Below are 16,511 nucleotides of genomic sequence, written 5' to 3'. Positions count from 1 at the left end.
TCGGCGCGCCCTGGATTAGTTCTTCGGGGCCAGCGCCTCATTCTCTTTCTCTCTTCTCAGCTGTTCCTGCGCCTCCCTGGTCGAGTCCTTGAACGCCGTAGCGTCCAGTTCCTTGGCGAGTTTGTCCTGCTCGACCATCGGATCGGTCAGCGTCTCCAGGTACCCCTCAAACTGCTGAACACACTTCCATTGTTCGATCGGCTGTTGGTTTTCCTTCAACTCATTCCGCAGCACATCCTCAAGGAGAAGTGCATCGTCCAGGTTGAAGACGATCGAGGCGTACGACGTGCCGCTCCGGAGCGCAAAGACGTCTTCATGCAATCCAGTCTGGCTCACAATCAAGCCGTTGCGTGCATTTTCAAAGGATTGCTGCCCACACGTTGCCCTGATTGTTGCCGTACCCTCGGCCGCTAAATGATTGGGCCCCAGGGACGTGGTCTTCGGCTGCGTCACGCTGGCGAGACCTGCCAGAACAACACCACTCTGATGCCCCGAGTGACAACCAGCAATCAGTACTGGAATTTCGGCGAGGAGTACACCACCCCATCTTGCGGCCACTCTTCGACCCTGCATCCATTCAGTCACTTCTGGCCCTCAACCTGTCCCATCGATCTGCTCTTCACGCAATCAAACTAAAGCAATCTTTGATTAATTCTATGCTCAGACCTAAGCCCCGTATATCACCTGTCGGACGCATATCATCTCAGGACCCGCCCCCCGACTGTGTCGCCAAATCCTTCCGAAACGCCTGCTCCCGTTCCACGACATAGGACTTGTAGCCCTCGGGATCGACAAATGGGTTGACGCCTCCAGCCTTCCTTCGCGAGAACTTCTCCTCCATCCCAAAGTAGCTCCCATGAGCCCCCAGAAACACATCGCAGGGCAGCGACTTCAACGTCCGAAACGTCAATTCATAGTCCTGCGCCATCGTCGGATAGACAGTGCTCTTCACCAGCCTGTATCCCGGATTTACATTCGGGCTGCCCACGATCACGACGTTATAAACCTTTCCGCCCTCACTCGCCTTCATCGTCCAGGTCGTACACCCCTTCGTGTGCCCGGGCGTCAGATGTGCAACCAGCACGACAGCTCCCAATCGAACCTCATCGGCGTCATGCAGCACACGGTCAACCTTCGTCGCGGGGTACCAGTTACTTGACGACTTGCCATATTGAAAGTCAGCCTTCCCGCCCGACTCCACCACCGCCGCATCCCGGTCCATCACCATGTACTTCGCGCCGGTCGACTGCTTCAGCAGCTTGCTCCCGGCGCAGTGATCGCGATGAGCATGGCTGATCAGCAAAATCTTCACATCGCTGAACTTGAATCCCAGCGCTTCGACACTCTTCTTTATCTGTGGAACGCTGCTCTCCAAATTGCTGTTAAGCAAAATGTGTCCCTGCGGCGTAGTAATCAGATACGACGCCAGGTCCTTGCTCCCCACGTAATAAACGTTGCCAACCACGCGGAAAGGCGCATGCGGAGTCGTCCACTCAGGGTCATCCTGCGCAAACAGACCGCAGACAAAGACGAAAGTCAGCAACAGGGAACGAAGCAGCATGGCAAAGCATAACTCTCCTCACAACGGGCTGCCACCCATCGGCCTTGCGGAGAATTAACCTTTTCGGTACATCGTCTCCGCCACCAAAAAAGCGTCCGTAGCAAGACGAACGCCGTAGCCGATTTCAAAGAAAAATTTAAGCCGTCGCCTCTGCCTTACCGCGGATCACCTGAGACCCAAACCGCTCCATCTCCTCAGCCTGCGGACTAGACTGCAACAGAACCAGGTCCACCCCCACCGCGGCAAACTCCTCCATCCGCTCCGCCACCTGCTCCGGCGTCCCCACAAACCCGCAGCGCAATCCGCGATTCGACACCGAGTAATCCTTCAACGATATCTCCGTCTGCAAATTCGACCCCGTCACCCACTGCTCATAGTTCGCATAGCCGCGCGCCGACTGCTTCACATCGGTAATCCGCTCCACCTCGCGCTGCGCCTCGGCCTCCGAGTCCCGCACCACCGCATACCCCGCAACGCCAAACGTCATCGGCCCCAGCCCAAGCTTCTCCCGCCGCTCGCGCATATCGGCAATCTTCTTCCCCACGGCCTCCGGAGCATCGCCATGCATCAGGTATGCATCACACTTCGCCGCAATCAAATTCTTCGCCGTCTCCGACTCGCCCCCGCATACAGCGTAGGCCGAGGCTTGCTCACCGGCTTCGGCGAAAGCACATTCTCCCGCACGTCATAGTACTTGCCTTTGTAAGAAAACCCCTGAGTCTTCCAGCACCCATCCACCACGTCGAGCCACTCCGAGGTCCGCGCATAGCGATCGTCATGCTCATCGAAGTGAACGCCATACTTCGTCGCCTCATCCTTCCACCAGCTCGAAACCACATTCAGCGTCAACCGCCCATGCGACATCTGATCGACTGTAGCTGCCTGCTTGGCCAGCAGCGCCGGATTATGAAACGTAGGCCGCACCGCAACCATCAGCTCCAGCCTCTCCGTCACCGCCGCCAGCCCCGCTGTCGTCGACCACGCATCGAGCGAAGGAGCATCCACACCCTTGATGTCATTCAGATTCAGCTCCGCAATCAGAGTCAGATCGTACCCGATCGTCTCTGCCTTCTTCGCCAGGTCCCGCACATACTCCCAGCTCGCCGCCATCTTCTCGTCATCGACGTTGCGTAGCCAACCCCCGAACACCGGCAACCAGAAGCCGTATCGCATCAGCGCGCCCCCGCCATCTCTGCCACGCCCCGCCGCTCATTCACAATCCGAGCCTCATCCTCCAGCCAATCCGCCAGCTTCACAAAAGGATCGAAGCCTACAACCTTCTGTCCATCGGCCACAAAGTTCGAGAGCGCATTGATGTCGTAGTACATCCTCACTCCGTCGCGGTCGTCCACCATAAACTCCACGCCACCCAGCTCAATGCCTGCAGCCGCCAGCAGCTTCTCCACCTCTTCAATTACCTCAGGCGGCGCATCGAAGCGTTCGACCGTCAATCCATTCTTCGGCGCATCAACCGGGCAGGCCGCGCGGTCCAGCTCAACTCCCAACCGCGTCTTGCAGATATCCGCCGGGCAAAGATCAAACGTCTCGCCGGTAATATGTATCTTGATCGCGTACAAATACTTGCCGTTCAACACCTCAACGCGAACGATGAACGATCCGCGTGCCGGCACAAACTCCTGCACCAGCCCGGTCGAATCCATCCCCAGCGTCAATCCGCCTTCCATCGCCGAAGCCTCCGCCAGATGCTCCTTCGTGTGGAACTTCACTACACCGCTTCCACTGCCGCCAATATTCGGCTTCACCACAACAGGGAAGCGCAACCCCTCCGCCGCAGCACTCGCCTGCGACGCACGATGAATCACCCGAGCTTTCGGATAGCCAAGCCCCAACGCCTCCAGCATCGAAAGTTGCGCAGCCTTCGACAACTCGCTCCGATATGCCTTCACGCCATTGACCACGCGAACGCCTCTGCTCTCCAGATGCTCGAGATACCCAAGCGTGTAAAAGATCTGATCCCCATGCCCGCGGTTCCACGCCGAAGGACTCATCTTGTTCAGCACCAGAGCATACTTCTCCTCCGGATGATCCTCGGGCCCATAGCTATGCTCTACCGCATTCAGCTTCACGTAGTTCGCACCGCGCCGATCAAGCTCCGCAAACAGCGGCTTGAACCAGTTCGGCTGCTCATAGTAGATCGCAATAGGCAAAGACTGACGGCTGGACATAATCTTCTTCACATCCTCTTCAAAGGTTCGACTCGGAATTCCTTCCACAGTTACAACAGTCGGCGCGAGCTAGCCTGAGCCGCTCGAATCTGATATCTCAAGTTTAGATGATTCAAGCTGGGCTTGCGGTCCATAATCCGGTGCGCCTCCAAAATGTTTGACGTCGCATTCACCATCCATCATTGACTGTTGTACTCTGACGCCATGCAAGCCATCCAGATCCACACCACCGGCTCCGCCGACGTCCTCACCCTCACCGACCTCCCCACGCCAACCCCCGGCCCCGGCGAAGCCCTCATCCGCATCGAAGCCTCCGGCGTCAACTTCATCGACACCTACTTCCGCGAAGGCCGCTACCCCGCCAAACTTCCCTACATCCTCGGCCAGGAAGCCGCCGGCACCATCGTCTCCGTCGCCCCCGACGTCACCTCCTTCAAACCCGGAGACCGTGTAGCCTGGTGTCTCATCCCCGGCACCTACGCCCAGTTCGCCGTGGCTCCCGCCGCCCGCCTCGTGGCCATCCCCGAAGGCGTCACCGCCCAACAAGCCGCTGCCGCGATCCTCCAGGGCATGACCGCCCACTATCTCCTCCACTCCGCCTATACCGTCCAACCCGGCGACGAGATCCTCATCCACGCCGGAGCGGGCGGCACCGGCCTCCTCTTCATCCAGATGGCCAAGGCGCTCGGTGCCCGCGTCTTCACCACCGTCTCCACCGAAGAAAAAGCCACCCTCGCCCGTGCAGCCGGGGCCGACGAGATCATCTTCTACACCAAAGAAGACTTCGCCGCGAAGGTCAAATCCCTGACCGGCAACAAAGGCCTGCCCGTGGTCTACGACTCCGTTGGCAAAACTACCTTCGAGCAATCTCTCCAATGTCTCCGCCCCCGCGGCTACATGGTCCTCTTCGGCGGGTCCAGCGGAGCCGTCCCATCCTTCGACCTCATCCGTCTTTCCGTCATGGGCTCCCTCTTCATCACCCGCCCCACCCTCAAGGACTACATCGCCACCCGCGCTGACCTCGAACATCGCGCCAAAGACGTCTTCGACGCCGTCGCCAACGGCTCTCTAAGGCTACGCATCGAGCACGTCTACCCCCTGGCCGACGCCGCCCAGGCCCACCGCGACCTGGAGTCCCGCCGAACCACCGGCAAACTCCTCCTCATTCCCTAACCGTCTTCACTCAGACGCCGCGGTATCAGCTTCGACCAACGGGAGAACCCAGGCACCTAACCCACCGAGACCGGCATACACGTCACGAAGTGACCGCCCCGCGCGCAGCGGGCCCGTTCGGCAGGACCCGCTGCCACTTACAATCGAACCTATGCACACCCCGGCGCCCCGTAGCGCGATCAGCATCCTCGCCATCGTCGCCGCCTTCCTCCTCACCTTTCCCGCCCACGCCGTCATCGTTCGAGGCACCGTCACCACTCCACTCGGAGTCCCTCTCGGCAACGCCCGCATCCAGCTCATTCAGGGCCGCCGCGTCGTCGCCTTCACCTTTACGCTCATGGACGGCACCTACGAAATCCGCAGCGGACTCCCCGGCCGCTTCGTCCTCCTCACCTCCGCCTCGCCCTTCACCCCCAGCATCGGGGACGCCTTCTACGGCGGCCGAACCGCGATCATCACCCGCACCATCGTCCTCGAATACTCCACTGTGACTCCACAACTTGCCGTCACAGCCACCGGCATCTCCACACCAATCCAACAGATCCCCGCCGCCATCACGCTCATCCCGAAGCAAGACCTCGAAACCCAGATCAATCTCCTCAACGACCTCCGCCAGGCTCCCGGCACCAACGCCATCCAGACCGGCCAGGCCGGCGGCCAGATCGATCTCTACATCCGCGGCGGTAGTCCCGACGCCAACAAGATCCTCCTCGACGGCGTCCCCGCCACCAACATCGGCGGCGACTTCGACTTCAGCACCATTGCCACCACCACCCTCGCCGGCCCCGAACTCTATCGCGGAGCCAACAGTGCTCTCTACGGAACCGGCGCCGAAGCCTCCGCGGTCAGCCTCGCCACAACTCGCAGCAACTTCCTCCACCCCACGCTCGACTACACCGGCGACGCCGGAAACTTCCACACCTACCGTAACGAAGCCATCCTCTCCGGCACCTTCAACAAGCTCGACTACCAGGCCGCCTTCAGCCGCTTCAACACCTCCAACGCGCTCCCGCGCGACGAGTATCACCTCACCACCAGCACCGCCAACATCGGCTACAGCATCTTCTCCAACACCACCGCCCGCTTCACCCTGCGCAACGCCGACTCCGCCGCCGGCCTCCCCCAGGCCCACGACATCTACGGCATCTCCGCCTCCGGCAAGCAGTCCGATCAGAATCTCGTCTCCGGCCTCACCATCGAAAACACCCTGGCAGGGAACTGGCACAACCTCGCCCGCTACGGCATCAGCCGCCATCGCGAACAAGAGCAGCAGTTCGATCAGTCCTTGCCCATCACCATCAACGGCATCGTCGTACCACCCATCACCTACGGCAACCTCGTCACCCTCCGCGGAGCCAACGGCTACACCGCAACCGGACAAGCAGCCTTCCTCTCGCCCACTCTCGACAACGTCCACAACCGCGACGAGCTCTACTACCAGACCGACTACACCTTCCCCTACCGCATCGCCGCCCTCTTCAGCTTCCACTACGAAGACGAGCGCGGCCGCCTCTACAACCCCACCACCGGCTTCAACCAGAAGGCCCAGCGCACCAACTTCCTCTACACCCTTCAGCTCCAGGGCGACATCCGCCACCGCCTCTTCTACTCCCTCGGCGGAGCCATCGAGCGCAACCACCTCTACGGCACCGCCGGAACACCGCGCCTCGGCCTCACCTACGTACCCGTGCGCCCCGGCCATCGCGTCTTCCACGGCACCAGCCTCCGCGCCAGCGCCGCCACCGGCGTACAGGAGCCCACCCTCGAAGATCAGTTCACCAGCCTCTCCACGCTCCTCGACCAGACCGGCAACCAATCCGCAATCGCAACCTACAACATCAGCCCCATTTCCGCCCAACGCTCCCGCACCTTCGACCTCGGCGTCGACCAGAACATCCTCAACCAGAAGCTGATCCTCAAAGCGGGCTACTTCCACAATCAGTTCAGCCATCAGCTCGAGCACCTCGCCCCCAACGGCCTCGAACAGTACTTCGCCATCCCCGCCATCCTCGCCCTGCAAGTCCCCAACGCCTCGCTGAACTCTCTCGCCTACCGCACTCAAGGCCTCGAGCTCGAGCTCCAATACCAGCCCCTCACGCACCTCTTCCTCCGTGGCGGTTACACCTATCTCGCCTCACTCGTCGAGCAGTCCTTCACCTCCGACAACGTCTCTCCCGCCTTCAATCCCAACCTCCCCGGCATCCCCATCGGAGCGCTCTCTCCCATCGTCGGCAACCGGCCCTTCAACCGCCCACCCAGCACCGGCTTCTTCGCCGTGCAATACACCGCCAGCAGATTCTCCGCTGCCATCAAAGGCGCTCTCGCCAGCCGCAGCGACGACTCCACCTTCCAGCTCCACAACGACCGCAACGGCGGCAACACGCTCCTGCTCCCCAACCAGGACCTCGACTTCGGCTACGCCAAGCTCGACCTCAACCTCCTCTTCAACGCAACCCGCCACGTCACCGCCTTCACCCAGCTCGACAATCTTCTTAGCCAGCAACACATCGGCCCCATCGGCTATCCCGGCCTGCCGTTCACCATCCGCGCCGGAATGAAAATCCGCATCGGCGGCAACTGAAGCGAAAGATATCTCCTGCCGGACGGGCGCCCTGCGCGGGCAGCGGTCACTTCGTGACGCGTATACCGGTCTCGGTAAGTTATCAGCATAGATCCTCCCGTTGGTCGGAACCATCGTCGCCGAGCAACGCGAGGCCCAGCGCCCTTCACTCACCGAGAAAAGGTACACAAGTCACGAAGTGACCGCCCCACGCGAAGTGGGCCCGTCCGGCAGGACCTCGCCCGGAAAACGCAACCAACATGTCTGCCTCGTGTTTCTACCTTGTATGTTCTTGCGCTCTTCGCATCGCAGAGCCTCTCTGCACCGTCTAACCCAATGAAGGGAAACAAAAATGACTCGATATCTCCTTGCACTTACTCTCCTGGCAGCAACTACGACGACCGCAGCCCACGCTCAGGAAGGCCCCGCCTCCACGCAGGCCCTCGTCGCCTTCGACTCCAAGACTCCCGTCAGCCCCACCGCAAAAGATCTCACCATCAAGATCGACAACCGCACCACCCCACTCGCCAATCTCGCACCCATACCGCCCGGCGGAGCGCAGGTCGCTCTCCTCATCGACGACGGCTTACGCACCAGCGTCGGCCGTGAACTGAACAACCTCCGCACCTTTATCACCGGCCTTCCCGCAGGAACTGAAGTCTTCGTCGGTTACATGCAGAACGGCACGGTCTTCCCCGGCGCAGGCGCCGCAGGCTTTACCTCCAACCTCGCCGCCGCAGCTCAGGGCCTCCGCATTCCCAGTGGCATCCCCGGCTCCAGTGCCAGCCCATACTTCTGCCTCTCCGAGTTCGTCAAGAACTGGCCCGGCCTCGCCGAGAACCAGGTCAGCCCCGTCCAGCGCACAGGCCCCGTCCATAAGCCACGCTTCGTCCTCATGATCACCAACGGCGTAGATCCCTACAACGGCAGCACCAGTCCGCTCAACCAGAACAGCCCCTACGTCGACGCATCCGTCACCGATGCCCAGCGCGCTGGCGTCCCTGTCTACTCCATCTACTTCAGCGACGCCGGCTTCGCTGGTGGCCGCGGCAGCTTCAGCGGCCAGAACTACCTCTCCCAACTCGCCGAGGGAACCGGCGGCCTCTCCCTCTACCAAAGCACCGGCCAAAACCCCGTCTCCATGGCCCCCTACCTCAAGCAGTTTCAGGATTCCATCGCCCGAACCTACGTCGCCACCTTCCCCGTTGACGAGAACAAAAACTCGTCAGCCTCAAGACCTCAACCGATCTACCGAAGACCAAACTCCGCGCCCCCAACCAGGTCCGACCGGGAACCATCGTCTCCAACTAAAGCCTCACCTCCTCGGATTCGCATCGGCGGCAACCCCACAGGGGAAGCCGCCGTTTGCGTTTGGCCTCCACTCAGAAAAAATTCTCCTCCCTGCAACACACTTTTATGCAACCAAACTCGATTACTAAATTGTGACAAGAGATGACAATTTCTTGACGTCTTCTTGACATCGCGTCTCTCTGCGGACTCTACCTTCGAATCGGGAATATCCGCAACGCTGGCGGGTTACTCCCAGTAAGGATCAACCTTCTGCAGATCTCCCCGCTTGCAGCCCGATCCGTGTCTGCCGGAGCGCGCGTCGCTTCGGGACATAACCAATCGCAGGGACTCACCGCATCAGGAGAAGTCAGATGAAAAACTTTGTTTCCATTGCCATACGCACCTCTTTGGCCTTATCGCTTGCGACAGCAGCCTTCGGTCAAAACTACTCACAAGTCAATCTGGTCTCCAACACCGCTGGTATCGCGCCCGTCACCGACTCCACCCTCATCAACCCCTGGGGACTCGCCCGCAGCACCAGCAGCCCCTGGTGGGTCTCCGACAACGGCTCCGGACTCAGCACCCTCTACAACGGCGCCGGCGCCAAACAGTCTCTGGTCGTCACCATCCCCAAGTCTGACCCCAGTAGCACCGTCTTTCCCACCGGCACGCCCACCGGCATGATCTTCAACGGAGCCGCATCGGACTTTCTCATCTTCGGCAAACCCGCTGTCTTCATCTTCGCCACGATCGACGGAACAATCTCCGCCTGGAATCCCGCGGTCGGTGTCGCTGCCGGCGCTACGCCTCCTTCCACTCACGCAGTCATTGCGGTTAAGACCACTGACGGCTCGGTCTACACCGGACTCACCAGTGCCTTCGTAGGCGGCAAGCACTTCCTGTACGCTGCAAACTCCTCGAAGGGGCGCGTCGACGTCTATGACAACACCTTCAACCCCGTAAGCCTTCCCCGTGAGAAGGGCGCGGCACCCGCCTTTACCGACTCCGAGCTTCCCCCAACTACAATCCTTTCAATGTCCAGACCGTAGGCAACGATGTCGTCGTCACCTACGCTCTGCTACCCCAGGTCAGCCCCGTGAGACCGACGGACCCGGCCTCGGCTATGTTGATATCTACAGCTCCACCGGCTTCTTACTCCTGCGCCTCCAGCACGGGGATTGGCTCAACGCTCCCTGGGGCGTCGCCCTCGCGCCGCAGGATTTCGGCCTCTCCAGCCATAAGCTGCTCATCGGGCAGTTTGCCGGCGGGGGCACAACCGAAAACAGCGGAACCATCGCAATCTATGACCTGGTAAGCGGTCAGTTCGAGGGGCAGATTAGGAACTCCGTCGGCACGGTACTCGCCATCAACGGTCTCTGGTCCCTCAGCCCCGCGAACAGTGTCGCCCCCGGAAACTACGACGCAGCCGGCGCCCCTGGCGCTGAACTCTACTTCACCGCTGGCCCCAATGGGGGGACCGGTGGCCTCTTCGGCTACCTCAAACCCTTCAAGAGCGAACTGACCGAAGGCAACGACCAGTAAGCACAACCTGAAACCCAACCCGGCTGCGGGTGGAGTGCGAGTTCGCGCACTCCACCCGCAGCCGCAACTCCCAACCAGGACATCTTCGAAGATCCCTCAAGCAAGATTCAGACAGCTTCAGATCTTCTCGATCCAAATCGACGAAAACGTATTAGGCTCCTCGTCGACTCCACGATAGTCCGACACCACCCTGCGCAGAAACTCCTCGTCATGATGGCGAATCAGCGGAGCCGACAGCGTCACTGCAAACTGGCCGTTTCCACACAGCAGCGCATGCAGCAGCATCGACTCGTTCCACCACATCGGCCACACACTCTCATAGATCCAATACTCCGCCGGATAGGGCCCATGATACGGAAATGGAATGTCGTGAACGTGAATCACCGTTCCAGGAGCCATCGCAGGCAGCACTTCGAGAAACAAAAACGGCACATCTCCATCCAGCCTCACGATGTGGCTTGAGTCGATGAAGAGCACATCATTCCTGCCCAGCGACGTGAACAGTTCAGTTCCCACATCCTGCACCTCCTGTTGCACCACTCGAACTTCAGGTATCTCCCACAAAGCCTCGAACGGATAGGGTTCAACACACGTGATCCTCATCGGGCTGCCCTCCCGCGCATTTCGCTCAGCCGCGAGACTTGCGTAGTAGGTCGACAACCCAGACCCAACCTCGACATACCGCTTAGGCTTTTTCAAACGCAGCATCGCATACAAAACCATCGCATCCAGCCGCGGGAAGCCAGGGCCAAACCCAAGCTGCAAAGCCTCTTCATAAGGCATCAGCTCGAGGAACTCCTTCTGGTACAAAGCGAGCAGCTCGGCCAGCGTACCCTTCATCCCCGCCAGATCGTACTCAACACCCAGCAGGGCACTAGGTCTGTCCCACCGTTCCCGCGTCGACTGCAGTCTTCGCCGCGAAGGCAGCGGCGAATAGTAGTCGCTCTTCCTCGCCACGACAAACCCGCACTGATCCATCGCCCACTGAAACGCGCGAACCGGAGACCCCTTCACTGTGCGAAGGCCGCCATACACGTCAGGCGGCAGCTTTCTCCGCAGCAGCGCTCTAACTGGCATCTTCGTCGACATAAAGCGCTACATTCCCTCCAGGATCCAGAGACCTGAAGAGGAACCTTATCACCCAGTCAGCTTCGGCCTTGTCATTCCCCGGTCATTCAAAGGTCAAATCTTCGTTTCCACCCGAAACCCGAAGAAGCCGACAACGGGCCAACGAGACGATCCACCGGCGAACATAAGAAAAATCGAATTTCCACAGAAAAAGTTGAGTTGTGGTGGCGCATCTTTCAGCTCCATAAAACAGCCATCCAAAACACCACGTTCACCACGCAAAACACCACATCTTCACCACCAAAAACCATCATCCAAAACACCGCTTTTCCCAAAACACCCTTTAAAATTCCAGCAAAAACAGCAAAGCCCCGGCTCTCACCGGGGCTCCACTTTTTTCTTGAAACAACCTCTTAGTACATGCCGTCCATACCGCCGCCGCCATGCTGATGTCCGCCGCCCGCAGCTTCCTTCTTCTCCGGGATATCAGCGATCATCGCCTCGGTGGTCAGCATCAACCCAGCGATCGAAGCCGCATTCTGCAGAGCAGTACGCGTCACCTTCGTAGGATCGATAACGCCAGCCTTCACCAGGTCCTCGTAGGCGCCCGTCGCGGCGTTGTAGCCGTAGTTGTGCTCCTTCGACTCGTGGATCTTGCCGATTACAACCGCGCCCTCTTCGCCAGCGTTCGAAACGATCATGCGCAAAGGCTCTTCAATCGCGCGACGAATGATCGTGGCGCCGATCTTCTCATCGCCTTCGAGCTTCTTGATCACTTCCTCAACCGCAGAGGCGCAGCGAACAAACGCCACACCGCCGCCCGGGACGATCCCTTCCTCAACAGCCGCGCGCGTCGCATGCATCGCATCTTCAACACGAGCCTTCTTTTCCTTCATCTCGGTCTCGGTTGCCGCACCAACCTTGATCACTGCAACGCCGCCAACCAGCTTGGCCAGGCGCTCCTGCAGCTTCTCACGGTCGTAGTCGGAGGTGGTCTTGTCGATCTGTGCGCGAATCTCCTTCACGCGGCCTTCGACATCGCCATCCTTACCGCCGCCATCGACGATGGTGGTGTTGTCTTTGTCGATCGTCACGCGCTTCGCAGTGCCGAGGTCATCGATCTTGACGCCCTCGAGCTTGATGCCGAGGTCTTCCGTGATCGCCTTGCCGCCGGTCAGAATCGCGATATCCTGCAGCATCGCCTTACGACGATCGCCGAAGCCAGGAGCCTTCACAGCCGCGACATTCAACGTCCCGCGCAGCTTGTTGACGACCAGAGTTGCAAGCGCCTCACCGTCCACATCCTCAGCAATGATGACGAGGGGCTTGGCGGTGCGGGCGATCTGTTCGAGCAAGGGAAGCAGGTCCTTCATCGACGAGATCTTCTTCTCGTAGATCAGGATGTAGGGGTTCTCAAGAGCAACTTCCATCCGCTCCGCATCCGTCACGAAGTAAGGCGAAAGATAACCGCGATCGAACTGCATTCCCTCGACGACATCGAGCTGCGTCTCCATGGTGCGAGACTCTTCAACCGTGATCACGCCATCCTTGCCAACCTTCTTCATCGCTTCGGCGATGATCGTGCCGATCTGCGAGTCCGAGTTGGCCGAAATCGTTCCGACCTGGGCGATCATGTCGCCCGAAACCGGCTTCGAGAACGTCGACAACGCACCACCAACCGAGACGCCATTCTCATCGCGCTTGCCGATGATGGCCTCAACAGCCTTATCGATACCGCGCTTCAACGCCATCGGGTTTGCGCCGGCAGCAACTGTCTTCACACCCTCGCGATAGATCGCCTGGGCGAGAACGGTAGCAGTGGTGGTACCGTCGCCGGCAACGTCTGAGGTCTTCGAAGCCACTTCGCGAACCATCTGCGCGCCCATGTTCTCGAGCGAGTTCGAAAGCTCAATCTCCTTCGCCACGGTCACGCCGTCCTTGGTGATCGTCGGCGAACCAAACTTCTTCTCGATAACGACATTGCGACCCTTCGGTCCAAGCGTCACCTTCACTGCGTCGGCCAAAATATTGACACCACGCAGGATAGCCTGACGTGAATCTTCTCCATGCAGAATCTGTTTTGCCATTGTCTTACTCCTGTTGCCAGCGGAAATGCTGGTGAAAGTGTTTATGTGAGGCGCCCGAAGCGCCGATTAGGCGGCAAAGCCACGTTATACGTCACGAAGTGCCTACTTCTTGAGGATTCCGAGTACTTCTTCTTCACGCATGATCAGCAGCTCTTCGCCGTCGATCTTGATCTCGGTACCTGAGTACTTGCCAAACAGAATGCTGTCGCCGGCCTTCACATCCAGCGGGAACACCTTACCTTCGTCGTTCGACTTGCCCTTGCCGACGGAGATCACCTCGCCCTGCTGTGGCTTTTCTTTTGCTGAATCCGGGATAATGATCCCGCCACGAATGCTTTCGCCCTCTTCAATGCGCCGAACCAGAATCCGGTCATGCAGCGGTGTAAATGATGTTGTCGCCATTGCTTACATCTCCTTGGTGCGATTTTTGGCGAACGGCAACCCGTTCGCGTTGTAGAGCGCAGCCCCGGCCATCTACCGACAGACGAGCTGCAAATAAAAGAGTGGAATAGGCCCAAAAGGCCCGGCTCACAGCAAACCCGCGAACCATTAGCACTCGAGCCTTCCGATTGCTAACGATAGTCAGCTCGCTTGCAGTTGTCAACCCGGCTGCGTGAAATGTGAGTGAAACTCGCGCAAGCATCTGCGGGCTGCGGGCGGCACCCCCAAATCCACCAATCGCACCTCAAAAGTCGTAGAATGTGGCCATGCCGTCACGCCACACCGTCTTGTCGCTATCGTTTCTCGTTCTCCTCTTTGCTTTCGCATCCAGCCTTCCCGTCAAGGCTCAGGATCAGGCCTCCCCGGTAAAACGAGGCCGCAAGTACAAGTCCCCTCCCGCCACCTCCCACATCGAAGTGACCGTCGTAAAAAAGTTCAACGGCAAGCCCATCATGAATGCCGCCGTTATCTTTAACCCGTCGATGGACGGCAAAGACGAGGGAACCTCGAGGTCAAGACCGATCCCGATGGCAAGGCCATCATCGACGTTATCCCAACAGGCAGCACAGTTCGCGTGCAGGTCATCGCGCAGGGCTTCGCAACCTTTGCCGAAGAGTACGAAGTGAAAGAGCCCAGCAAAGAGATCTCCGTCGCCATGATTCATCCCAGGGAGCAGGTATCTTCCTACGAGAACAACGATGGGAAAGCCGCAACCAGGAAGCCCGGCGTCCAGGAGCCTGTAAGGCCAACCACGAAACCTGCGCCGAGTACTCAGCCTGCAACTCCACAGCAGCCTGCCCCTCCCAACTCGACACCCCAGCTATAACGGAAGTAGCAACAAGGAGTTTATGGACAGGCCGCTAACAGGGAAGAGTGTGCTCGTAACTGGAGCAGCTAAACGCATCGGTCGTTCCATTGCTTTGGCGCTCGCTGAACGCGGCGCGGATGTGGCTATCACCTATCTCGCCTCTCAAATTGAGGCAGAGGAGACCGTGCGTGCTCTGGCGGAGCACGACGTTGACGCTCTTGCCATCCGCTGCGATCTCCGCAATCCCGAAGATATCGAGCAGACCGTGGCCGCAGTCGTCAACGATCTGGGACGCATAGATCTTCTCGTCAATAACGCGGGTATCTTCGCCTCCGAAGCCCTCGAAGACATCTCGGTCGACCAATGGGACGCGATGTTCACGACCAACACCCGCGCTCCATTCCTTATGGCCAAGGCAGCGCACCCGCACCTTCGCGCCGTCAAAGGACGCATCCTCAACATCGGCTCGCTCGGAGGCCTGCATCCCTGGGCGACTCATGGCCACTACTGCACGTCCAAGGCAGCCCTGCATATGCTCTCCAAGACCATGGCAAAGGCCTGGGCCCCTGAGATCAGCGTCAACTGCATCGCACCCGGCATGATTGTCCAGGGCGAGGTCGATGAGGCGTATGAGCACTTCGCCCGCAAGACTCCCATGCAGCGCAACGGCGCCGCCGAAGACGTTGCGGCCGCGGCCATCTTCTTCGCCACCGCTCCCCACTTCATCACCGGCCAACTCCTCGCCGTCGACGGCGGCCTCGGACTGTAAAGATAGGTCCTGCCGGACGGGCCCACTGCGCGTGGGGCGGTCACTTCGTGACGCGTATACCGCTTCGCCCGGCGCTCCCGATGGTCGCGATTATGATCATTCCGACCCTCGGGAGGACCAGGCGAAGCTCTAAAAGGGCGTGCGAACGCCCGCCCCACGCGCAGTGGGCCCGTCCGGCAGGACCTTCTTCCAAAGCGAATCTACCGTCCCAGCAGTCTCCGCCACCAGCTCTTCTCCTGCAGTTCGTCGTAGAGATTCAGCGGTTCCAACTGCGGCGGCATCGGCTTTCCCAAAAACACGGCCAGCGGGTTGGACACACACAGCAGGTGCGCATAGTCCGGGCCATACTTCTTCGCCACCAGTTCGAACGCCTCCCGCATCTTCGGCGAGCGCGATGTCGTATTGTGCGCATCGGTCGCTAAGAAATTTACCCATCGATTTTCGAGCAGCTCATGTGCCATCCGTTCAGCGTGTTTACCCATCCGTCCCAATACAGACGCAGCCGTCACCTGCACCAGCACACCGCGTTGTAGCCACTCCGCGATTCGATCGTGATCGTTCTGCAGGGTAGGGTTCCTCTCCGGATGGGTCAGAATCGGCGTAAGCCCGGTAAGCTGCAGTTGATAGAAGATCTCCGTAAGCCCACGGGGCAGCCCATAGTCCGGAACCTCGACCAGCAAATAACCAAGCCCGTTGATGCTGAACTTCGTCGGGTCCAATTTGGCTTCCTGGATATTTTCATACGACATGTGGAAGTCGCATCCCCGGCCCAACTTCACGCCGACTGCGTCACGATCCAGGAGCCCTTGCAACTCGGCAATCTTCGCGTCGATTACAGGAGGGTCGTAGAAATACTGCCCGTTCGAATGCGGGGAACACACGATATGCGTGATCCCATCTGCCGCAGCCATCTTCGCCATGGCGACCGAGGTCTCGAGGTTCGAAGCACCATCGTCCATGCCCCACAGAAGGTGATGGTGAATGTCAATCATCGCGTGATCAGGTTACCACCGCGTCTGTTCGATT

General features: G+C 59.5%; 15 protein-coding genes and 1 pseudogene. 8 read left to right on the top strand and 8 right to left on the bottom strand.

The window, feature by feature from the left end; genetic code table 11:
• Window positions 1–15 precede the first annotated feature (15 nt).
• From RBB80_RS24760 to RBB80_RS24745, 4 genes and pseudogenes are all read right to left on the bottom strand, one after another.
• A complete protein-coding gene (locus tag RBB80_RS24760) occupies window positions 16–573 on the bottom strand; it encodes a hypothetical protein (RefSeq protein ID WP_433964971.1) in 558 nt (185 codons plus the stop codon).
• 130 nt (window positions 574–703) lie between these two features.
• The gene (gene bla, locus RBB80_RS24755; RefSeq protein WP_433964970.1) at window positions 704–1,561 is read right to left on the bottom strand and encodes a subclass B3 metallo-beta-lactamase; all 858 of its coding nucleotides are present in this window, start codon (window positions 1,559–1,561) and stop codon (window positions 704–706) included.
• A gap of 136 nt (window positions 1,562–1,697) precedes the next feature.
• A pseudogene (locus RBB80_RS24750) lies at window positions 1,698–2,671 on the bottom strand (LLM class flavin-dependent oxidoreductase).
• A 62-nt stretch (window positions 2,672–2,733) separates the two neighbouring features.
• Window positions 2,734–3,747, bottom strand: a complete 1,014-nt coding sequence (locus RBB80_RS24745) for an ATP-grasp domain-containing protein (RefSeq protein WP_433969854.1) — start codon at window positions 3,745–3,747, stop codon at window positions 2,734–2,736.
• A 189-nt stretch (window positions 3,748–3,936) separates the two neighbouring features.
• On the opposite strand from RBB80_RS24745, the gene RBB80_RS24740 reads away from it, so the two are divergent.
• The 5 genes from RBB80_RS24740 to RBB80_RS24720 all read left to right on the top strand — a co-directional run bounded on the left by RBB80_RS24740 (window position 3,937) and on the right by RBB80_RS24720 (window position 10,312).
• A complete protein-coding gene (locus tag RBB80_RS24740) occupies window positions 3,937–4,920 on the top strand; it encodes a quinone oxidoreductase family protein (RefSeq protein ID WP_433964969.1) in 984 nt (327 codons plus the stop codon).
• Window positions 4,921–5,071: 151 nt separating this feature from the next.
• Complete coding sequence (locus RBB80_RS24735; RefSeq protein WP_433964968.1) at window positions 5,072–7,501, top strand: TonB-dependent receptor; 2,430 nt, start codon at window positions 5,072–5,074, stop codon at window positions 7,499–7,501.
• A gap of 331 nt (window positions 7,502–7,832) precedes the next feature.
• Window positions 7,833–8,936 carry a hypothetical protein gene (locus tag RBB80_RS24730; protein ID WP_433964967.1) on the top strand — a complete coding sequence of 368 codons (1,104 nt, stop codon included), beginning with the start codon at window positions 7,833–7,835 and terminating at the stop codon, window positions 8,934–8,936.
• A gap of 205 nt (window positions 8,937–9,141) precedes the next feature.
• On the top strand, window positions 9,142–9,819 hold the full coding sequence (locus RBB80_RS24725) for a TIGR03118 family protein (RefSeq protein WP_433964966.1): 678 nt from the start codon (window positions 9,142–9,144) through the stop codon (window positions 9,817–9,819).
• Window positions 9,743–10,312, top strand: coding sequence for a TIGR03118 family protein (locus tag RBB80_RS24720; RefSeq protein WP_433964965.1), 570 nt, complete (start codon window positions 9,743–9,745; stop codon window positions 10,310–10,312). Before RBB80_RS24725 ends, RBB80_RS24720 begins: the two co-directional genes overlap by 77 nt.
• A gap of 117 nt (window positions 10,313–10,429) precedes the next feature.
• On the opposite strand, the gene RBB80_RS24715 is transcribed toward RBB80_RS24720, so the two are convergent.
• The 3 genes from RBB80_RS24715 to RBB80_RS24705 form a co-directional block, all read right to left on the bottom strand.
• Window positions 10,430–11,401 (bottom strand): class I SAM-dependent methyltransferase, encoded by a 972-nt coding sequence (locus RBB80_RS24715; RefSeq protein WP_433964964.1) that lies wholly within the window; start codon window positions 11,399–11,401, stop codon window positions 10,430–10,432.
• Window positions 11,402–11,793: 392 nt separating this feature from the next.
• A complete protein-coding gene (gene groL / locus RBB80_RS24710; protein WP_433964963.1) occupies window positions 11,794–13,467 on the bottom strand; it encodes a chaperonin GroEL in 1,674 nt (557 codons plus the stop codon).
• A gap of 102 nt (window positions 13,468–13,569) precedes the next feature.
• Window positions 13,570–13,869, bottom strand: a complete 300-nt coding sequence (locus RBB80_RS24705; RefSeq protein WP_020713919.1) for a co-chaperone GroES — start codon at window positions 13,867–13,869, stop codon at window positions 13,570–13,572.
• A gap of 305 nt (window positions 13,870–14,174) precedes the next feature.
• Between RBB80_RS24705 and RBB80_RS24700 the strand changes: the two genes are divergently transcribed.
• The 3 genes from RBB80_RS24700 to RBB80_RS24690 are packed head-to-tail and all read left to right on the top strand — an operon-like array spanning window position 14,175 to window position 15,485.
• Window positions 14,175–14,534 (top strand): hypothetical protein, encoded by a 360-nt coding sequence (locus RBB80_RS24700; protein WP_433964962.1) that lies wholly within the window; start codon window positions 14,175–14,177, stop codon window positions 14,532–14,534.
• Window positions 14,531–14,734: a hypothetical protein gene (locus tag RBB80_RS24695; protein WP_433964961.1), complete on the top strand. Its 204-nt coding sequence runs from the start codon at window positions 14,531–14,533 to the stop codon at window positions 14,732–14,734. Before RBB80_RS24700 ends, RBB80_RS24695 begins: the two co-directional genes overlap by 4 nt.
• 22 nt (window positions 14,735–14,756) lie before the next feature.
• Window positions 14,757–15,485 (top strand): SDR family NAD(P)-dependent oxidoreductase, encoded by a 729-nt coding sequence (locus RBB80_RS24690; protein WP_433964960.1) that lies wholly within the window; start codon window positions 14,757–14,759, stop codon window positions 15,483–15,485.
• A gap of 200 nt (window positions 15,486–15,685) precedes the next feature.
• Here the strand turns inward: RBB80_RS24690 and RBB80_RS24685 are convergent, their stop codons facing one another.
• Window positions 15,686–16,477 (bottom strand): tyrosine-protein phosphatase, encoded by a 792-nt coding sequence (locus RBB80_RS24685; protein WP_433964959.1) that lies wholly within the window; start codon window positions 16,475–16,477, stop codon window positions 15,686–15,688.
• Window positions 16,478–16,511: the final 34 nt, after the last annotated feature.

Source organism: Tunturiibacter gelidiferens, assembly GCF_051013345.1.
Taxonomy (GTDB): Bacteria; Acidobacteriota; Terriglobia; order Terriglobales; family Acidobacteriaceae; genus Edaphobacter; species Edaphobacter gelidiferens_A.
Note: the sequence above shows the minus strand (reverse complement) of the source record. Positions and strands in the feature narration are given on the sequence as shown.

What these genes read in the sequence shown, in the direction of transcription:
- RBB80_RS24760 (WP_433964971.1), bottom strand. Translation starts at nt 573, where the DNA reads ATGCAGGGTCGAAGAGTGGCCGCAAGATGGGGTGGTGTACTCCTCGCC.
- bla (WP_433964970.1), bottom strand. Translation starts at nt 1,561, where the DNA reads ATGCTGCTTCGTTCCCTGTTGCTGACTTTCGTCTTTGTCTGCGGTCTG.
- RBB80_RS24745 (WP_433969854.1), bottom strand. Translation starts at nt 3,747, where the DNA reads ATGTCCAGCCGTCAGTCTTTGCCTATTGCGATCTACTATGAGCAGCCG.
- RBB80_RS24735 (WP_433964968.1), top strand. Translation starts at nt 5,072, where the DNA reads ATGCACACCCCGGCGCCCCGTAGCGCGATCAGCATCCTCGCCATCGTC.
- RBB80_RS24730 (WP_433964967.1), top strand. Translation starts at nt 7,833, where the DNA reads ATGACTCGATATCTCCTTGCACTTACTCTCCTGGCAGCAACTACGACG.
- RBB80_RS24725 (WP_433964966.1), top strand. Translation starts at nt 9,142, where the DNA reads ATGAAAAACTTTGTTTCCATTGCCATACGCACCTCTTTGGCCTTATCG.
- RBB80_RS24715 (WP_433964964.1), bottom strand. Translation starts at nt 11,401, where the DNA reads ATGTCGACGAAGATGCCAGTTAGAGCGCTGCTGCGGAGAAAGCTGCCG.
- groL (WP_433964963.1), bottom strand. Translation starts at nt 13,467, where the DNA reads ATGGCAAAACAGATTCTGCATGGAGAAGATTCACGTCAGGCTATCCTG.
- RBB80_RS24705 (WP_020713919.1), bottom strand. Translation starts at nt 13,869, where the DNA reads ATGGCGACAACATCATTTACACCGCTGCATGACCGGATTCTGGTTCGG.
- RBB80_RS24700 (WP_433964962.1), top strand. Translation starts at nt 14,175, where the DNA reads ATGCCGTCACGCCACACCGTCTTGTCGCTATCGTTTCTCGTTCTCCTC.
- RBB80_RS24690 (WP_433964960.1), top strand. Translation starts at nt 14,757, where the DNA reads ATGGACAGGCCGCTAACAGGGAAGAGTGTGCTCGTAACTGGAGCAGCT.
- RBB80_RS24685 (WP_433964959.1), bottom strand. Translation starts at nt 16,477, where the DNA reads ATGATTGACATTCACCATCACCTTCTGTGGGGCATGGACGATGGTGCT.